Source organism: Rothia sp. 88186D007BW (assembly GCF_053544215.1).
Map to the genome: position 1 here is coordinate 13,961 of NZ_JBPPTR010000008.1, position 16,603 is coordinate 30,563.

Here is a 16,603-nt window from a genome sequence, read left to right on the forward strand (position 1 = left end):
GTGTCTGCTCCCGTTTTTGTGACGTAGGGTGCTGAAATATTCTAAGATAGTCCCACACGAGTATTTCAGTTTCGAGGGGGAGTTGGGCATGAGCCGGTCAGAAGAGAGCAGTCAGAAGATTGCCCGCGCAGAGCAGAAGCGGCCGGTTCGCGGGTCGCACCGGGTGATGTCCGCTTCGGGGCGTGTGCCTACCCGCCTGGTCTTTGGGCGGGAGCAGGAACAGAACCCTGCCCCACGTTTTTCCCCGGTGCTGGCCCCGGTGATTCGTACTGTTAAGAAGTTCCACCCTGATGAGAATCTTGAGGTTCTTCAGCGGGCTTTTCAGGTAGCAAACCATTACCATCGGGGGCAGAAACGTAAGAGCGGTGACCCTTATATCACCCACCCGGTAGCTGTGGCCACTATTCTTGCTGAGCTGGGTGCTACCGGCACGGTGCTGGTCGCTGGTCTGCTGCACGATACGGTTGAAGATACCGATTATACCCAGGAGCAGCTAACCGCTGATTTCGGTGCGGAGGTCGCCTACCTGGTAGATGGCGTGACCAAGCTCGATAAGGTGAGTTACGGTGAAAACGCCCCTATTGAGACGATTCGTAAGCTGGTCATTTCAATGTCGCAGGACGCCCGCGTGCTGCTTATTAAGCTGGCTGACCGTCTGCACAATGCTCGAACCTGGCGGTTTGTTTCTGGTGCTTCTGCGGCTAAGAAGGCTGAGGAGACCTTGCAGATTTATGCTCCGCTAGCTCACCGTCTGGGCTTGAACACTATCAAGTGGGAGCTTGAAGATCTGTCTTTTGCCGCAATGAGCCCCGATATTTACGCTGAGATTGTGCGTATGGTCGGTGAGCGCACCCCTAAGCTTGAGAAGTATCTGGCTGAGGCTCGTGTAACCATTGAAGACCGTCTGGCTCAGGTGGGCCTTGAGGGTACTGTGACGGGCCGCCCTAAGCACTATTACTCGATTCATCAGAAGATGAAGACTAAGGGTAAGAGCTTTGATGAAATCAACGATATTCTGGCTGTGCGTATCATGGTGGAGACCGAGGCGGATTGCTATACCGCTTTGGGCCATGTGATGTCCTTGTGGATGGCTGTGCCCGGTCGTTTTAAGGATTACATTAAGCAGCCTAAGAATAACCATTACCAGTCGCTGCACATGACGGTGCATGGGCCTGGCGGGCTGCCTCTTGAGGTTCAGATTCGCACCTATAAGATGCACGAAGAGGCTGAGTATGGTGTGGCTGCGCATTGGCGCTATAAGGCTGCTTCACGGGGGGAGAAAGTTGATCTTACCCCCAAGGAGCCGAGCACCCATACTGCTGCTTTCAATATCGGGATTTTGCAGTCAATTTCTGAGATTTCCTCATCTAACCCTGAGTCTGAGCAGTTCTATCAGCAGTTGTCTGAGCGCCTAGAGACTGATGAGATTGTGGTCTTTACCCCGCAGGGTAAGCCGATTACTTTGCCGGTGGGCGCTACCCCTGTTGACTTTGCTTATGCTATCCACACTGAGGTGGGGGACCGCACTATTGGGGCCAAGGTCAACGGTAGGCTGGTGCCCCTGCATACTGAACTTGAGACTGCTTCTACGGTTGAGATTCAGACGACCAAGGACGAGAACCATGCCCCGAGTGAGGACTGGCTGAAGTTTGTGCGCACCAGTAAGGCTCGCACGAAGATTCGCCAGCACTATGCTAAGGGTCGGCGTATTGAGGCCATGAACCGGGGCAAGGAACGCGTGGTGAAGGCTATGCGCCAGCACGAGTTGCCTTTGACGAAGATGATGACGCCGGAGCTGATGCTTCAGGTGGCTCACGATCTGCATAAGCACGATGTTGCCAGCCTCTACCATGCTGTGGGTGAGAATGAGGTTGAAACCCAGGCTATTATTACTTCCCTGGTGAACCTCTACTACGGTGAGGACGAGGTTGATCAGGCTGTTGAGCTTGATAGTTTTGATGCTTCTTTGGTCTCTAGCCGCCCGTCAGCTGGTGACGATAATGGTGTGGTCGTGCCCGGTGCTGAGGGTATTTTGACGAAGATTGCTCGCTGTTGTACCCCTGTTCCGCCTGATGAGATTGTGGGTATTGTGACCCGTTTGCAGGGTATTTCGGTGCACCGCACTGATTGCCCTAATGTGCTGAGTCAGGCTGATGATCCCCGCCAGACCGCGGTGGAGTGGGCCTCCCACAGTAATTCTGTCTACCGGGTTTCGATTCAGGTGGAGGGCATTGACCGTAAGGCTTTGCTATCTGATACTATCCGTGTGATTTCTGAGGCTGGCTGCAATATTGTAGATGCCAAGGTGCACACCAGTGATGACCGTTTTGCGGTGAATCGTTACACCGTGGAGCTTTCTGACCGGTTCATGCTGGAGCACCTATTGAATCAGATTCGTAACGTTCCAGGTATTTATAATGCTTACCGTCTGACAGGTTCCCGCCCCCTGAAGAATAAGCAGGGCTAGATTTCATGTGCGGCGGCTGCTACTTGGTGGGCTAAATGTTGGGCTCTCAGCAGGGCCGGGGACTTTCGGGCTAGGTGCTCTCGGGCGCTTTGTAGCAGCAACTGCGGGGTGACGCTGTTGTGGCTGTCGATCAGGATTTCTTTGACGATCATCAGCTCTTGGTCATCGGTGGAGTGAATGATGATATCTAGGGCTGTTTTGAGTGGGCTGGTTAGTTTGATGGGGCCGATTGTGATGGTTTCGTAGGGGCGCAGTACAGCCTGGTGGGTAGCGAACCCTGCCCGATAGGGGCGGGGGAGGTTGCACCTGTTATCACGGTCGTAGTCTACGTGTAGCCGCCCTTCTGGTAGTTCTGGCAGGTAGCCTAGTACCCAGGCAGCGGTGCTTCGTGAGTAGCGGATACGGTGGTGATACCCTGACGGGGTGAGTAGGCCTAAGCTGGCGGCCCGGGTGAGGGGCGTGGGCTCATCTTCTGCTTCCCGGTAGATATCGTGGTGAAAGGGTACGAGGTTGCGGTCTTTGATGAAGGCTCGCCAGAGGCGGGTTTGTAGCCCCGTGGTTTCTTGCGTGTAGAGGCGGACGAGGGTGGGTGAGTTTTGCCAGCTTACTTGCTGGTTCTCAGCCTTGATGGGTGCGAATGATTTTTTATCGCGGGCGATAATTTGCAGGGTATTGCCTGCCCTGAGGGGGCCTGGGGCTAGGGGCAGGGGTAGCTCGGAGAGAGCACCAAGTGAGTTGAGATGTGCCATGCCTATGTTTCTAGCACACTGAGAAAGGTGCGGGCTTGGGATACTAGCAGATTGTGGATAACGTCCCTCATCAGAGCTTATTTATCCACAGAAATCCCCCGCCTACCGGCCGGTAGACGGGGGTTCCTTGTCATAAAGACGTCACAGAAAATGCTGGGGTTTAGGCACCGAACTCAGCGGAAGAAGCCTTAAGGGTCTCTAGCCACTGCTTGCGGGCGTCCAGGGCTTCCTGGGCCTTCTTAATCTTCTGGGCGTTGCCGCTCGCTTCAGCCTTGGCCAGGTCTGCTTCTAGACCGGCAATAGCGTCTTCAAGCTGGGTGAGCATGGAGTTGGCGCGGGCCTGCTTAGCGGGGTCGGTCTTCTGCCACTTAGCGTTTTCGGCGCGGTGGATTTCGTCTTGAACCTTACGCAGCTCCTGCTCGATACGGCGCACGGAGTTGCGCGGTACGCGTCCGATGGCCTCCCAGCGGTCAAGGATACCTTCTAGGGATTTCTTGGCTGCGGTGATATCGGTGACGGGCAGGATGGCGCGGGCTTCTTCAAGCAGGGCTTCTTTAGCTTCGAGGTTTGCCTCAAATTCCTTGTCCAGTTCGGCGTTAACGGCGGTACGGGCGTCGAAGAAGACGTCCTGGGCTGCACGGAAGCGGGCCCAGAGGGCGTCATCTTCCTTGCGGGTGCCGCGGGGGGCAGCCTTCCATTGGTCCATTAGGTCGCGGTACTTAGCGGTGGTAGCGCCCCAGTCGGTGGAGTTTTGCAGGGCTTCAGCTTCAGCGATGAGTGCTTCTTTCACGCGCTTAGCCTTGGCGTTTGCTTCATCGAGCTGGGAGAAGTGGGCGCGGCGGCGGCGGTCGAAGCTGGTGCGGGCTGCACGGAAACGCTTCCACAGCTCGTCCTCGATGCTCTTGGCTAGGTGATGTTCTTTCTGGGTTTTCTTCCACTCTTCAAAAAGCTCGTTCATGCGGGCGTGGGAGTTCTTCCAGTGAATGCTGGAATCGTCTTTAGCTACGATAGTTTCAGCTTCTGAGACGATGGCTTCGCGGGCTTCGAGGGCAGCCTGGCGGGCTTCGGCGTTTTCAGCTTTTTCTGCTTCTTCACGCTCATTGATTTTGCTGACCAGGGTAACTAGGCGTTCTTGTAGGGCTGCGTAGTCGCCAACCATGTTGCGGGCTGCAACCTGCTGGCCCAGGTGGGCTGCGGCTTTCTGCAGGTCGGCGGCTTTGGCTTTGCGCTCTACGCGCTCTTCAAGCAGGGCAACCTGAGCTTCAAAGTTCTCAAATTTGCGGGCAAAGTAGGTGAGGGCTTCGTCGGCGGTTACGCCGGGTACCTGGCCTACTGCGTATTCTTCACCGTCAACGATGACGAATACGTGGCCGTCTTCGTCTACGCGGCCGAACTGGCGGGCCTTTTCGAGGTCTACGTTGAGGGTGGTGTCGTCGGATTGGGTAGTCACCGCTATAACTCTTTTCGCATCAGTAGTGGGGGAGTATGTCTCCCTGTTTAAGTAATGAAAAGCGCACCAGACCGGGCCGTGTCGATAGGGCTGGTTGCTGCTTCATGGTGAGGCGGCAATAATCTATCGGGCGCAGGTGGCGCAGTTACCAGCATAGCGTGTTTGTGGCGCTTACGGGTGTAATTACCGGGCTGGTGCCCCTTCGGTCTAGTATTAATAGGGACTGTGCTCTTTCAAGAGATTGTTTCTTGGGTGAGGGCAGGCTGTTTACTTCGACCGTTTTCATTCGATAAAAGGGGAGCACATGGCTCGCAAACAATCGCTTTCTGGTTTTCCGGAGCACCTGCCTGAGGAGCGCCTGGTAGAGAATTTTGTTCTCGATACTTTGCGAGAGACCTTTGAGCTGCATGGTTTTTCCTCGATTGAGACTCGTTCGGTTGAGACCATTGAGCAGCTTCTGCGTAAGGGCGATATTGATAAAGAGGTCTACGCTGTTTCTCGCCTTTTGGACGATGCGGACGAGTCCCGCAGTGGCAAGAAAGAAAAGCTGGCCCTGCACTTTGATTTGACCGTACCTTTTGCCCGCTACGTGGTAGAGAACGCCGGTTATCTTTCTTTCCCTTTCATGCGCTACCAGATTCAGAAGGTGTGGCGTGGTGAGCGCCCCCAGGAGGGTCGTGCCCGCGAGTTCACTCAGGCTGATGTGGATGTCGTTGGCGATGGCACCCTGCCTTTCCGCTACGATGTGGAGCTGGCCCTGGTCATTGTTGATGCGCTCTCTAAGTTGCCTATCCCTGATTTCAAGTTGCGGGTTAATAACCGCAAGCTCTCGGAGGGCTTCTACCTGGGCCTTGGCCTGACCGATACTGCCGGGGTTCTGCGCAATATCGATAAGCTTGAAAAGATTGGTGCGGACGCCGTCGCCCAGCTCCTTAAAGAGGAGGTCGGCGCTACCGATGAGCAGGCTGCTGCCGCTTTGAAGCTGGCTAGCATCCGCGCTGAAGATGTTTCTTTTGCTGACCAGGTGCGGGCCTTGGGCGTAACCCATCAGCTACTTGATGAGGGTCTGGCAGAACTGACCGAGGTGATCGGTGAGGCTGCTAAGCGCGCCCCTGGTAGGGTCGTTGCTGATCTTTCTATTGCCCGCGGCTTGGACTACTACACCGGTACTGTTTATGAGACTGTGCTGGTGGGCCACGAGCAGCTAGGTTCTATATGTTCTGGTGGCCGCTATGAATCTCTGGCCTCAAATGGTAAGAAGACTTACCCTGGTGTGGGCTTGTCCATTGGTGTGACCCGCCTGGTGGCTCGTATCTTGTCTCAGGGTTTTGCTGAGGCTACTCGTAAGGTGCCCACCGCCGTCCTGATTGCCCTCACTAACGATGAGATGTGGTCAGGTGCCCAGGATGTGGCCGATGCCTTGCGCGCCCGCGGGGTTGCCTGTGAGGTTTCCGCTACTGCCGCTAAGTTTGGTAAGCAGATTAAATATGCTGAGAGGCGCGGAATCCCCTTTGTCTGGTTCACCTCAGTAGGGGAGAGCGGCGAGCTGACCCATGAGGTTAAAGATATCCGTAGCGGCGAACAGGTAGCCGCAGACCCCGCCACCTGGGCGCCACCTGCCGAGGACCTGCACGTGCGCGTGCTCCCTACCGCCTAATTCACACCCGACTAACCGGTGCCAGGTGCACCACAACACGGTAAAATCGGGTGCAAACTGAACTTTTACAGTGCCTCCCGGTACCGTGCCCCATCGAAAGGAACTCAGTGCTACGCACTCATACCCTCGGCGAGCTGACCGCCGAGAACATCGGAGAAACCGTTACCCTCTCTGGCTGGGTATCTCGCCGCCGCGACCACGGTGGCGTGGCCTTCGTTGACCTGCGTGACCGTGAAGGTGTCACCCAGGTAGTTTTCCACAATGAAGCCGACTTCGAGCACCTGCGCAACGAGTACGTCCTCAAGGTTGTGGGCGAGGTAACCCGCCGCCCTGAAGGCAACGAGAACCCCAACCTGACCACCGGTGAGATTGAGGTGATGGTCAAGGAGACTGAGGTGCTTAACACGTCAGCGCCTCTACCTTTCCAGATTGATGAGCACGTTGAAGTGGGTGAAGAGGCTCGCCTTAAGTACCGTTACCTTGATTTGCGTCGCCCGGAGCCTGCCCGTCTGATGCGTCTGCGCTCGGAGGCTAACCGTGCAGCCCGCGAGGTTTTGCACGGCCAGAGCTTCACCGAGGTTGAGACCCCCACCTTGACTCGTTCCACCCCTGAGGGTGCCCGTGACTTCTTGGTGCCTGCGCGCCTGGCACCTGGCTCCTGGTATGCCTTGCCTCAGTCGCCCCAGCTTTTCAAGCAGCTTTTGCAGGTGGGTGGCCTTGAGAAGTACTACCAGATTGCCCGCTGCTACCGTGATGAGGACTTCCGTGCCGACCGTCAGCCTGAGTTCACTCAGCTTGATATTGAGGCTTCTTTCGTTGATCAGGAAGACATTATTGACCTGGGTGAGCGTATTGTTGAGGCGGTCTGGGGTCTTATTGATGTGAAGGTTCCCCGCCCCATTGAGCGCATCACTTATAAGGACGCCATGCAGAAGTATGGTTCAGATAAGCCTGATTTGCGCTTTGGCCTGGAACTGACTGAGCTGACTGACTACTTCAAGGACACCACTTTCCGCGTCTTTAAGGCACCTTATGTTGGTGCTGTTGTGATGCCTGGTGGTGCTTCTCAGGCCCGCCGTACTCTGGATGCTTGGCAGGAGTGGGCTAAGCAGCGCGGCGCTAAGGGTTTGGCTTATGTGCTGATTCAGGAGGACGGCGAGCTGACCGGCCCCGTTGCTAAGAACATTACTGATGCTGAGCGTGAGGGCCTGGCTGAGGCTACCGGTGCTAAGCCCGGTGACTGCATCTTCTTTGCCGCCGGTGAGGCTAAGGCTTCCCGCGCCCTGCTGGGTGCAGCCCGTGTTGAGATTGGCCACCGCACCGGCCTGATTAAGGAGGGCGACTGGTCTTTTGTTTGGGTGGTTGATGCCCCCATGTTTGAGTCTGCCGCTGACGCTACCGCTTCTGGTGACGTTGCCCTGGGCCACTCTGCCTGGACTGCTGTGCACCACGCTTTCACTTCACCTAAGCCTGAGTTCCTTGACTCTTTTGATGAGAACCCTGGTGAGGCCCTGGCCTATGCTTACGATATTGTTTGTAACGGTAACGAAATTGGTGGCGGTTCTATCCGTATTCACCAGCGTGATGTGCAGGAGCGTGTCTTCAAGGTTATGGGTATTACTGAGGAAGAGGCCCAGGAGAAGTTCGGCTTCTTGCTGGAGGCTTTCAGCTTCGGTGCGCCCCCCATGGGTGGTATTGCTTTCGGCTGGGACCGTGTGTTGCAGCTAATCGGTGGCACTGATTCAATTCGTGATGTGATTGCCTTCCCCAAGACCGGTGGCGGCTATGACCCGCTGACCGCAGCCCCTGCGCCGATTACCGCGCAGCAGCGTAAGGAAGCCGGTGTGGACTTCAAGCCTAAGAAGGACGGCGAGAAGTAAGCGCCCCTTCTCGGGCTGTATAGCAGTTTGCCTTGATGTTCCGAGAAAAGTGCCCAGGTTTTTGCTGGGCACTTTTGTGTAGGTGGGTGTGTCTTACTGGCTTGGAAGGAAATGGTGTATGGAACCTTCTCTGTTCTTTTTTGATGATTCTCAGCCCGATACCGATAGTGAGCAGGTGACGCGTAGGCGGGAACGGGCTCCTTTGGCGGTGCGTATGCGCCCGCGTAGCCTCGATGAGGTGGTGGGGCAGAAGCATTTGCTGGGCCCTGGCTCACCTTTGCGGGTTCTGGCGGGTGAGGGTGGTGGGCCGGCTGGCCCGAGTTCGGTTATTTTATGGGGCCCGCCCGGTACAGGTAAGACTACGCTGGCCAACGTGATTGCCGGGGGAGCCGGGCGTAAGTTTGTTGAGCTCTCTGCCATTACTGCCGGGGTTAAGGACGTTCGCGCCGTCATGGATCAGGCCCTTGAGGACCGTGATTTTCGTGGGCTGACTACCGTACTTTTTCTTGATGAGATTCACCGCTTCACTAAAGCCCAGCAGGACGCCCTGCTGCCGGGGGTGGAGAACCGCTGGGTGGTGCTGGTGGCGGCAACCACTGAGAATCCTTCTTTTTCGGTGATTTCGCCTTTGCTGTCGCGTTCTATTCTTCTGACCCTGCAGGGGCTCACCGATACAGACATCGCTGAACTGCTCCAACGGGCGGTTGCGGATGCTCGTGGTTTTGCTGGTGTGATTGACCTAGATGAAGAGGCCGCTGAGCATCTGGTTAAGATGGCGAATGGGGATGCCCGTAAGGCTTTGACGTCTTTGGAGGCTGCTGCGGCTGTGGCTTTTGGTGAGGCTGAGGACGCTGAGATTGAGTTTTCGGTGAGTGAGCCTTTGCCGGTGACGGCTGAGCACGCGGCTTTAGCTGTTAACAGGTCAGTTGTGCGCTACGACAAGCAGGGGGATCAGCACTATGACGTCACCAGTGCCTTCATTAAGTCCATTCGGGGCTCAGATGTTGATGCCGCCCTTCACTACCTTGCCCGCATGATTGAGGCGGGGGAGGATCCCCGCTTCATTGCCCGCCGCTTGATGGTGCATGCCAGTGAGGATATCGGAATGGCTGATCCGACTGCCTTGACCGCAGCGGTGAACGCTGCCCAGGCGGTACAGCTAGTGGGGCTGCCCGAGGCTCGTTTGAATTTGGCGCAAGCGACGATTCATTTGGCGTCTGCCCCTAAGTCGAATGCGGTGTATCGGGCTATTGATGGGGCGCTGGCGGACGTCCGCGCTGGCTTGGCTGGGCCGGTGCCGCTGCATTTGCGGGATGGTCATTACCCTGGGGCTGCTGAGTTGGGGCATGGGAGGGGTTATGTTTACCCCCATAATGAGAAGAGTGGGGTGGCCCGTCAGCAGTACGCGCCTGATGCTCTGGTGGGGAAGGTGTATTACTCGCCTACGGTTTTTGGTGCTGAGAAGGAGTTGGGGGATCGGTTGCGGCGTATTAGGGCCTTGCGGGGCTTATAAGTAATGTGGGCTGTTCTGCCGACATCTTAGTGTGCTGCATGCCATACATGTAGGCTGGTGTGTTCTCTGGTTTTTTGCCAGGAAACCTTTAGACTTTTGTGTAGACCTTATAAGGGCAAGGCGCTGAGCACTAGGGTGTACTTGTTCTTTGTAGTGAGGTCACGTCTTTTTACACCTTATGATGAGGATTTATAACATCATGACTCACAATGTTTCACGCCGTACCCTGGCTAAGGGTGCCGCTTGGGCGGCTCCTGCAGTTGTTGCAACCACTGCAATCCCTGCCTATGCTGCTTCCCCTACTGCCTATGCTGCTTCCCCTACTGCCTGTAGCACTGCAACTATCAAGGCAATCGATACTGCCTTTGCTGAATTTAAGCAGACCTATCCATGCGCTAATTATGACATGGAGCTTAATATCTACTCCATGGGCGATTTCAACGGTTTCGTTGCCGAAACGTATGTAAACGTTAAAAACAACTCAGCCTGTGAGGCGGTTTTCACTGCTACCAACCCTTTGGTGATGAAGATTGAACTTGTTGACCTCAACGATACTAACTGCTCTTCAACTGGCCGCTCTGTAACGTCAACAGCGACTTCTTGGGGAAACGTGCAGGATCGGGGGTACAACGCTGCCACCAAGACCCGCACCTACATTTGGACATTTGTTGGGGTTATTCCCGCTTCAGGATCTGGAGATAATGAAGCTGACTTCAGGATTGGTATTGGTGATGGCATCTGTGGCTTTGGGCGTATTACAAGCAAGATAGTTCTCACTCCTCTTGCACTTGTGCCCCCCTCACCCAAGCTGCCTGATACTGTTGATCTTACCAATGCGGCATGTGCTGAATACTACAAGTCAAAGCTTGCTGTTCACGAATCAACAACTAAGGCTGCATACACCTTCCGTGGCGATTTGGGTAACACCAACGGTTCAGTTCCTTACACCACTGAAACTCCTGTTTATGTAAACACTCCTGTGGATTCTACTGTTACCGGTAACTTCACTGGCTACGCGAAGACTGATTACTACCGCCGTACCCGCGATGGTATCTTCTAAACAATAGAATTCAGCGTACTGTAATAGCAGAATCAGGATAAGAAACCCTATGGAAGCCCATAGGGTTTCTTCCGTTTTTAGAATGATGGATAAAAATTTGTCCACTAAAGTGTGCATGGAATAGTAGTGATACAAAGAGACTGACTCCTATAAATAATTGATATATTAGGAGAAGATAAGATGGAAACTAGCTAGGTATCTTGTCTGAATACATTTTTCTGTTCATACTAAAGTAATTAGGGGATACGATTATGATTTCACTCAACCGCCGTTCTGCGCTTAAAGCAACTGTAGCGGGTTCACTTAGTTCACTGGCTCTTACTGCTTTACCATCTCAGGCATCTGCTGCAGAGACCAGTTCAGAACCTGCTATTAATCGCGTACTTGCAGCCATGATTGACCAAGCATTTGCTTCATCAAACACCGTTCGCAATGGTGAAATTACTGTTGATTTCTTTTCCCCGCTCTCTGCACTAGATGGTTTCGCTCAAGATGCCTACGTGAATGTTCGTAATAACGACCAAGCACCTACCGAGCACCTACTGCAATTCCGTATTGACCTGCCCAAGACTAGTGTTACAGAAAATTCAGCTACTCGTTGGATGACACGTGCATTGAGCTCCTATGGCAAAGTCGCAGAAATTCATAGCGGAGTAGCTGGGCAAAAATCCTACATTTGGACTATTGATCGTTTCCTGGGCGGTTCTGTTTCCAGTTTCAAGAACTCAGCTGATATGGTCTTTGGTTTTGGTGATGGGCTTTCCCGTAGCGGCCGCATCAAGAACGCAATCGTTGTCACCCCCCTAACTGATGGTGCACCTGACCTGCGTAGCATTGTTGGCGATAACTACGTAAACGATTCCAAAGTTATCGCATACTACGAAGCTGCACGTGCCACCTGGCGTGCTGCTGGCTATGGTTACAAGTACGGTTTTAAGGCTTTCTCAAGTCGCGTACCGGTTACACCTATCGCATGGGGTGAATCAGTTGATTCCCGGATTGCCTTAAACGCTGCACCTTCAGGCCTCAACTACGACCACAACGGCATTTACTAAAATACCCCTCTAACCTAACAGTGTGGACAAACCCACACCGCTACAGCTCTGCCTGCTAGAGACTTCTAGCAGACAGAGCTGTATGCTTAAATCTTGGCTGGCAGACTACCCAAAACGCAGCGTCCGCCCCGGCAAGGGCGCAGAAACTGATCACCGGGTAGCTCGTAGTAGCAAGAGTGCGGCTGCTCTCTACTCTCCACCGCCCAAACCGTGGGCGGCCCACCGGAGGCCAGACCACCAGAACAATGGCACACCCACACCCGTGGGAAAAGCCCAGCACACCACCGTATATGCGTTACAGGCCGTGCCAACCGCTAAAGAAAAGGAATACGAACTGTGGCAAACCACAACCGTACCCGCCGTACCGTGCGTCAGTCACGTGCCCTCGGCATCGCACTGACCCCCAAGGCAGAAAAGTACCTCGAGCGTCGTCCCTACGGCCCCGGCCAGCACGGCCGCAGCCGCAAGAAGGCAGACTCAAACTACGCCACCCAGCTGCGCGAGAAGCAGCGTCTGCGCGCACAGTACAACATCCGTGAAGCACAGATGCGCCGCGCCTACCTCGAAGCCAAGCGCATCGAAGGCCAGACCGGTAAGAACCTGGTCGAGATCCTCGAAACCCGCCTAGACGCCCTCGTCCTGCGCTCAGGTTTCGCTCGCACCATCGCACAGGCACGTCAGCTCGTCGTCCACCGCCACATCATGGTAGACGGCATCCGCGTTGACCGCCCCTCTTTCCGCGTCAAGCCCGGCCAGCTCATCCACGTTCACCCCAAGAGCGAGAAAATGGCACCCTTCCAGGTTGCAGCCACCGGCGCACACCAGGACGTCCTGCCTGACACCCCCGCCTACCTGAACGTAGAGATCGAAAAGCTCCACGCCAAGCTAGAGCGTTCACCCAAGCGTGAAGAAATCCCCGTGACCTGCGAAGAGCAGCTCGTGGTTGAATACTACTCACGCCTGGCCTAAACACGCCAAGCACAACCAGCCCGCCCACCTGCCCCCACAATAGGGACAGGGGAGCGGGCTGGCTCCTTAATGCCATGTAAAGTAAGATTGTTATCAAATCGTGTCCTTTACCAGCCGGGTACCACGGCAGAAAGCAGGAAAGCCATGAGCGGAGCAGATATTGCAGGCCTCATAGCCGCAGGAGTATTCGCAATCCTCGTGGCCCTGCTCGCCCTACCCATCCTCAAACTCGGCAAAGTCTTCGACGAACTCACCGCAACCATACGGTCCCTCAACAACGAAACCACCCCCCTCATCGGTGAAGTCACCAAAACAGTGGCCAGCACCAACGCCCAAATCGACAAGGTAGACAACATCACCAGCAACGTCTCTGACGCCTCAGCAAACGTTTCTGCCCTCTCATCCCTCGTCACCTCCACCGTAGGCCAGCCCCTCATCAAGGTCGCCGCCTTCTCCCACGGCATCCGCAAAGCAGTGAAGCGAGACGCCCCCTCCTCATCAGCGGCACCCACCGCAACAAGCTCACCCGCTGCAGCACAACCCCACCCCGGCAGCTCAACTGAAGGCCACTAATGGGACTGCTCAAAAATGTACTGCTCATCGCCGGTGGTGCCGCCGCAGGCTATCTAGCCACACGCACCCGCACCCCCTCACCAGCGTCCACCGACCTTGAAGTCTCAGCCCGTCACACCCTGCAACGATTCACAGCAGAAAATAGCACCATGGCTCACTTTTTTGACTCCAAATACGGCGCCCCCTTCAAAGGCGCAGCCCTCAAAGCCATCAGCTTCGCAGCCACCGTCAAAGCAGGTATGGACGAAAAAGAAACCGAACTCAAAGAGCGCTTCGACACCCAAACCAAGGACGTCCGCCCCGGCTCACTCGACACCTGGCAACAGCAAGGTACAGCACAGCAACTAGACGACGGCCTGATCATCGAATCAGAAGCCCTGCCCCCGTCTCAGAAACTGACCGGGCGTGAAGCCGAGATACGACGCCGCCTAGAGCGCGATGCTGAACTCGGCAAAGACTTTTTCGCATAAGCGAACCACCCAAGATTTAAAACCAACCGAAGGAAGAAAGCCTCGATGCTCTCACAGGAAATCTCAAAGCGCTGGATCGAATTCTTCGAAAAGCGCGGGCACACCGTAGTTCCCTCAGCCTCACTCGTATCACACGAGCCCGGTGCCATGTTCACCATTGCAGGCATGGTGCCCTTCATCCCCTACTTCCTAGGCCGTGAGACCCCCAAGTTCTCCCGCGCAGTGAGCGTACAGAAGTGCATCCGCACCCTCGACATTGATGAAGTAGGTAAAACTGCCCGCCACGGCACCTTCTTCCAGATGGCTGGTAACTTCTCCTTCGGTGACTACTTCAAAAAGGACGTTATCCCCTGGGCCTACGAGCTGCTCACCTCCTCAGTTGAAGATGGCGGCTATGGCCTAAACCCTGAGCGCCTCTGGGTTACCGTCTACGAAGGTGACACCGAAGCCTACGACATCTGGACCAAAGACGTAAACTTCCCCGCCGAACGCATCCAGAAGATGGGCATGGCAGAGAACTACTGGTCAACCGGCCAGCCCGGCCCCGCAGGCCCCGACTCCGAAATCTTCTACGACCGCGGCCCCGAATACGGTAAAGAAGGTGGCCCCGCAGCAGATGATGACCGCTACATCGAAATCTGGAACCTGGTCTTTATGCAGTACCAGCGCGGCGAAGGCACCGGCAAAGACAGCTTCGAAATTCTAGGCGAACTACCCAAGAAGAACATCGACACCGGCCTGGGTGTAGAGCGCCTAGCCATGCTCCTGCAAGGTGTAGAGAACTTCTACGAAACCGACCAGGTGCGCCCCGTCCTTGATGCCGCCTCAAAGCTCTCTGGCAAGAAGTACCACGGCTCAGAAAACGCCAACGATGCGGGCTACGAAGACGACGTGCGCATGCGCGTGGTTGCCGACCACATCCGCTCATCCCTCATGCTCATCGCAGACGGCGTGACCCCCTCCAACGAAGGCCGCGGCTACATTCTACGCCGCCTCATGCGCCGCGCTATCCGCGCCATGCGCCTGCTGGGCGTCACCGAGCCCTGCCTGCCCGTCCTCTTCCCCGCCTCAAAGGACGCCATGGCCGGTGCCTACCCCTACGTTGCAGAAGACTTTGAGCGTATCTCACGCATTGCTTACGCCGAAGAGAAGGCCTTCCTTAAGACCATCGAATCTGGCACCACCCGCCTAGAAGAAGCCGTTGCCTCAGCTAAGGCCGCCGGCAAGGGCGAAGTCTCAGGTGCAGATGCCTTTGCCCTGCACGACACCTACGGTTTCCCCATCGACCTAACCCTCGAAATGGCTGAAGAAGCTGGTGTAAAGGTTGATGAAGCCCAGTTCCGTGCCCTCATGGAAGAACAGCGTCACCGTGCCCAGGCCGATGCTAAAGCTAAGAAGGGCGGCATGGCCGACCTCTCAGTCTTCCGCCAGCTCGCTGACGAACGCGGCTCAATCTTCACCGGCTACAACGAGCTACGCACCGAAACCACCCTGCGCGCTATTCTCGTCGATGGTGTCTCTGTACCCGCGGCCTCTGCCGGTCAGAAGGTTGAGATTGTTCTCGATGAAACCCCCTTCTACGCAGAAGCAGGTGGCCAGGCCGCCGATACTGGCGTTATTACCGGCAGCGGCTTCATCATCGACGTCTCAGACGTTCAGCAGCCGGTCAAGGGCCTCTCCGTCCACCGTGCTATTGTGCGCGAAGGTGAGGTCGCTGCTGGTGTTCCCGTGGTAGCCCAGGTTGATGTACAGCGCCGTCAGGACGGCGAAAAGGCCCACTCCGGTACCCACATCATCCACGCAGCCTTGCACCAGGTACTCGGTAACGAGGCAACCCAGCGTGGCTCCTTCAACAAGGAAGGCTACCTGCGCTTTGACTTTGCCTGGAGCGAAGGTCTTTCCGACGCCGCAAAACAGGAAGTTGAAGAGGTAGCTAACACCGCTATCCGCGATAACTTCCAGACCATCACCCGCGAAATGCCCCTGGACGAGGCCAAGAAGCTGGGCGCCATGAGCCTCTTCGGTGAAAAGTACGGTGACACCGTGCGCGTCGTCGAAATGGGCGGCGACTTCTCCCGAGAACTCTGCGGCGGTACCCACGTTGGTTCTACCGCCCAGATTGGTTCCCTGACCCTGCTCACCGAGCAGTCCGTCGGTTCAGGCAACCGCCGTGTTGAGGCTCTAGTCGGCCTGGATTCCTTTAATCACCTGGTTGCTGAGCGTACCCTGGTCAACCAGCTCACCGGCCTGATGAAGGTGCAGTCCTCCAATGAACTGCCCGAAAAGATTAACCAGACCCTGGCAAAGCTCAAGGAAGCTGAGAAGGAGCTAGCTAAGCTCCGCAAGGAGAAGCTCCAGGCTGAGGCCGGTAAGCTGACCGAAACCGCCCAGATGGTTGGCTCCGTCCGCACCCTACTGCACAATGCGGGGGAGCTAGATGCCAACGCCGTGCGCGAGCTTGCCCTTGACCTGCGCTCACGCCTGGGTGAGGACGCCGCCACCGTAGCAGTTGCCGGTGTCAATAATGGCCGCCCCGTCATTCTGGTTGCCACCAACCAGGCTGCTCGTGACGCTGGTGTGAAGGCAGGCGCCCTGGTCCGTATTGCCGCCGGTGTGCTTGGCGGCGGCGGTGGCGGTAAAGACGACGTCGCCCAGGGCGGCGGCCAGGACGCCACCAAGATTGACGAGGCTTTCACCGCTATTCGATCAGCTATCTCAGAGCTGGGAGCCTAACCCAGTGACCTTCACCAGAGGCCGCCG

General features: G+C 55.9%; 12 protein-coding genes. 10 read left to right on the forward strand and 2 right to left on the reverse strand.

Features of this window, described 5'->3' with window-relative positions; all coding sequences use genetic code 11:
• Positions 1-88: 88 nt before the first annotated feature.
• Positions 89-2,467, forward strand: coding sequence for a RelA/SpoT family protein (locus ACEE09_RS05725; RefSeq protein WP_449082882.1), 2,379 nt, complete (start codon positions 89-91; stop codon positions 2,465-2,467).
• Here ACEE09_RS05725 and ACEE09_RS05730 read toward each other — a convergent pair.
• Together ACEE09_RS05730 and ACEE09_RS05735 are read right to left on the reverse strand one after the other, a co-directional pair.
• Positions 2,464-3,216, reverse strand: a complete 753-nt coding sequence (locus ACEE09_RS05730; protein ID WP_449082884.1) for a hypothetical protein — start codon at positions 3,214-3,216, stop codon at positions 2,464-2,466. The two genes, ACEE09_RS05725 and ACEE09_RS05730, sit on opposite strands and share 4 nt — an antisense overlap.
• Before the next feature lie 160 nt (positions 3,217-3,376).
• Positions 3,377-4,666, reverse strand: a complete 1,290-nt coding sequence (locus ACEE09_RS05735) for a DUF349 domain-containing protein (protein ID WP_449082885.1) — start codon at positions 4,664-4,666, stop codon at positions 3,377-3,379.
• Between the two features lie 304 nt (positions 4,667-4,970).
• On the opposite strand from ACEE09_RS05735, the gene hisS reads away from it, so the two are divergent.
• From hisS to alaS, 9 genes are all read left to right on the forward strand, one after another.
• Positions 4,971-6,323 carry a histidine--tRNA ligase gene (gene hisS, locus ACEE09_RS05740; RefSeq protein ID WP_449082887.1) on the forward strand — a complete coding sequence of 451 codons (1,353 nt, stop codon included), beginning with the start codon at positions 4,971-4,973 and terminating at the stop codon, positions 6,321-6,323.
• Between the two features lie 107 nt (positions 6,324-6,430).
• Positions 6,431-8,203 carry an aspartate--tRNA ligase gene (gene aspS / locus ACEE09_RS05745; protein WP_449082889.1) on the forward strand — a complete coding sequence of 591 codons (1,773 nt, stop codon included), beginning with the start codon at positions 6,431-6,433 and terminating at the stop codon, positions 8,201-8,203.
• Positions 8,204-8,321: 118 nt separating this feature from the next.
• Positions 8,322-9,716 (forward strand): replication-associated recombination protein A, encoded by a 1,395-nt coding sequence (locus ACEE09_RS05750; protein WP_449082891.1) that lies wholly within the window; start codon positions 8,322-8,324, stop codon positions 9,714-9,716.
• Positions 9,717-9,915: 199 nt separating this feature from the next.
• Positions 9,916-10,776: a hypothetical protein gene (locus tag ACEE09_RS05755; protein ID WP_449082893.1), complete on the forward strand. Its 861-nt coding sequence runs from the start codon at positions 9,916-9,918 to the stop codon at positions 10,774-10,776.
• 251 nt (positions 10,777-11,027) lie between these two features.
• Positions 11,028-11,831: a hypothetical protein gene (locus ACEE09_RS05760; protein ID WP_449082895.1), complete on the forward strand. Its 804-nt coding sequence runs from the start codon at positions 11,028-11,030 to the stop codon at positions 11,829-11,831.
• 336 nt (positions 11,832-12,167) lie between these two features.
• Positions 12,168-12,800 (forward strand): 30S ribosomal protein S4, encoded by a 633-nt coding sequence (rpsD, locus tag ACEE09_RS05765; protein WP_449082897.1) that lies wholly within the window; start codon positions 12,168-12,170, stop codon positions 12,798-12,800.
• A gap of 144 nt (positions 12,801-12,944) precedes the next feature.
• Positions 12,945-13,373 (forward strand): DUF948 domain-containing protein, encoded by a 429-nt coding sequence (locus ACEE09_RS05770; RefSeq protein WP_449082899.1) that lies wholly within the window; start codon positions 12,945-12,947, stop codon positions 13,371-13,373.
• Positions 13,373-13,843 carry a peptide chain release factor 4 gene (locus tag ACEE09_RS05775; protein WP_449082901.1) on the forward strand — a complete coding sequence of 157 codons (471 nt, stop codon included), beginning with the start codon at positions 13,373-13,375 and terminating at the stop codon, positions 13,841-13,843. The genes ACEE09_RS05770 and ACEE09_RS05775 overlap by 1 nt, the downstream gene beginning before the upstream one ends.
• Positions 13,844-13,888: 45 nt before the next feature.
• The gene (gene alaS, locus ACEE09_RS05780) at positions 13,889-16,576 is read left to right on the forward strand and encodes an alanine--tRNA ligase (RefSeq protein WP_449082903.1); all 2,688 of its coding nucleotides are present in this window, start codon (positions 13,889-13,891) and stop codon (positions 16,574-16,576) included.
• The last annotated feature ends 27 nt before the right edge of the window (positions 16,577-16,603 follow it).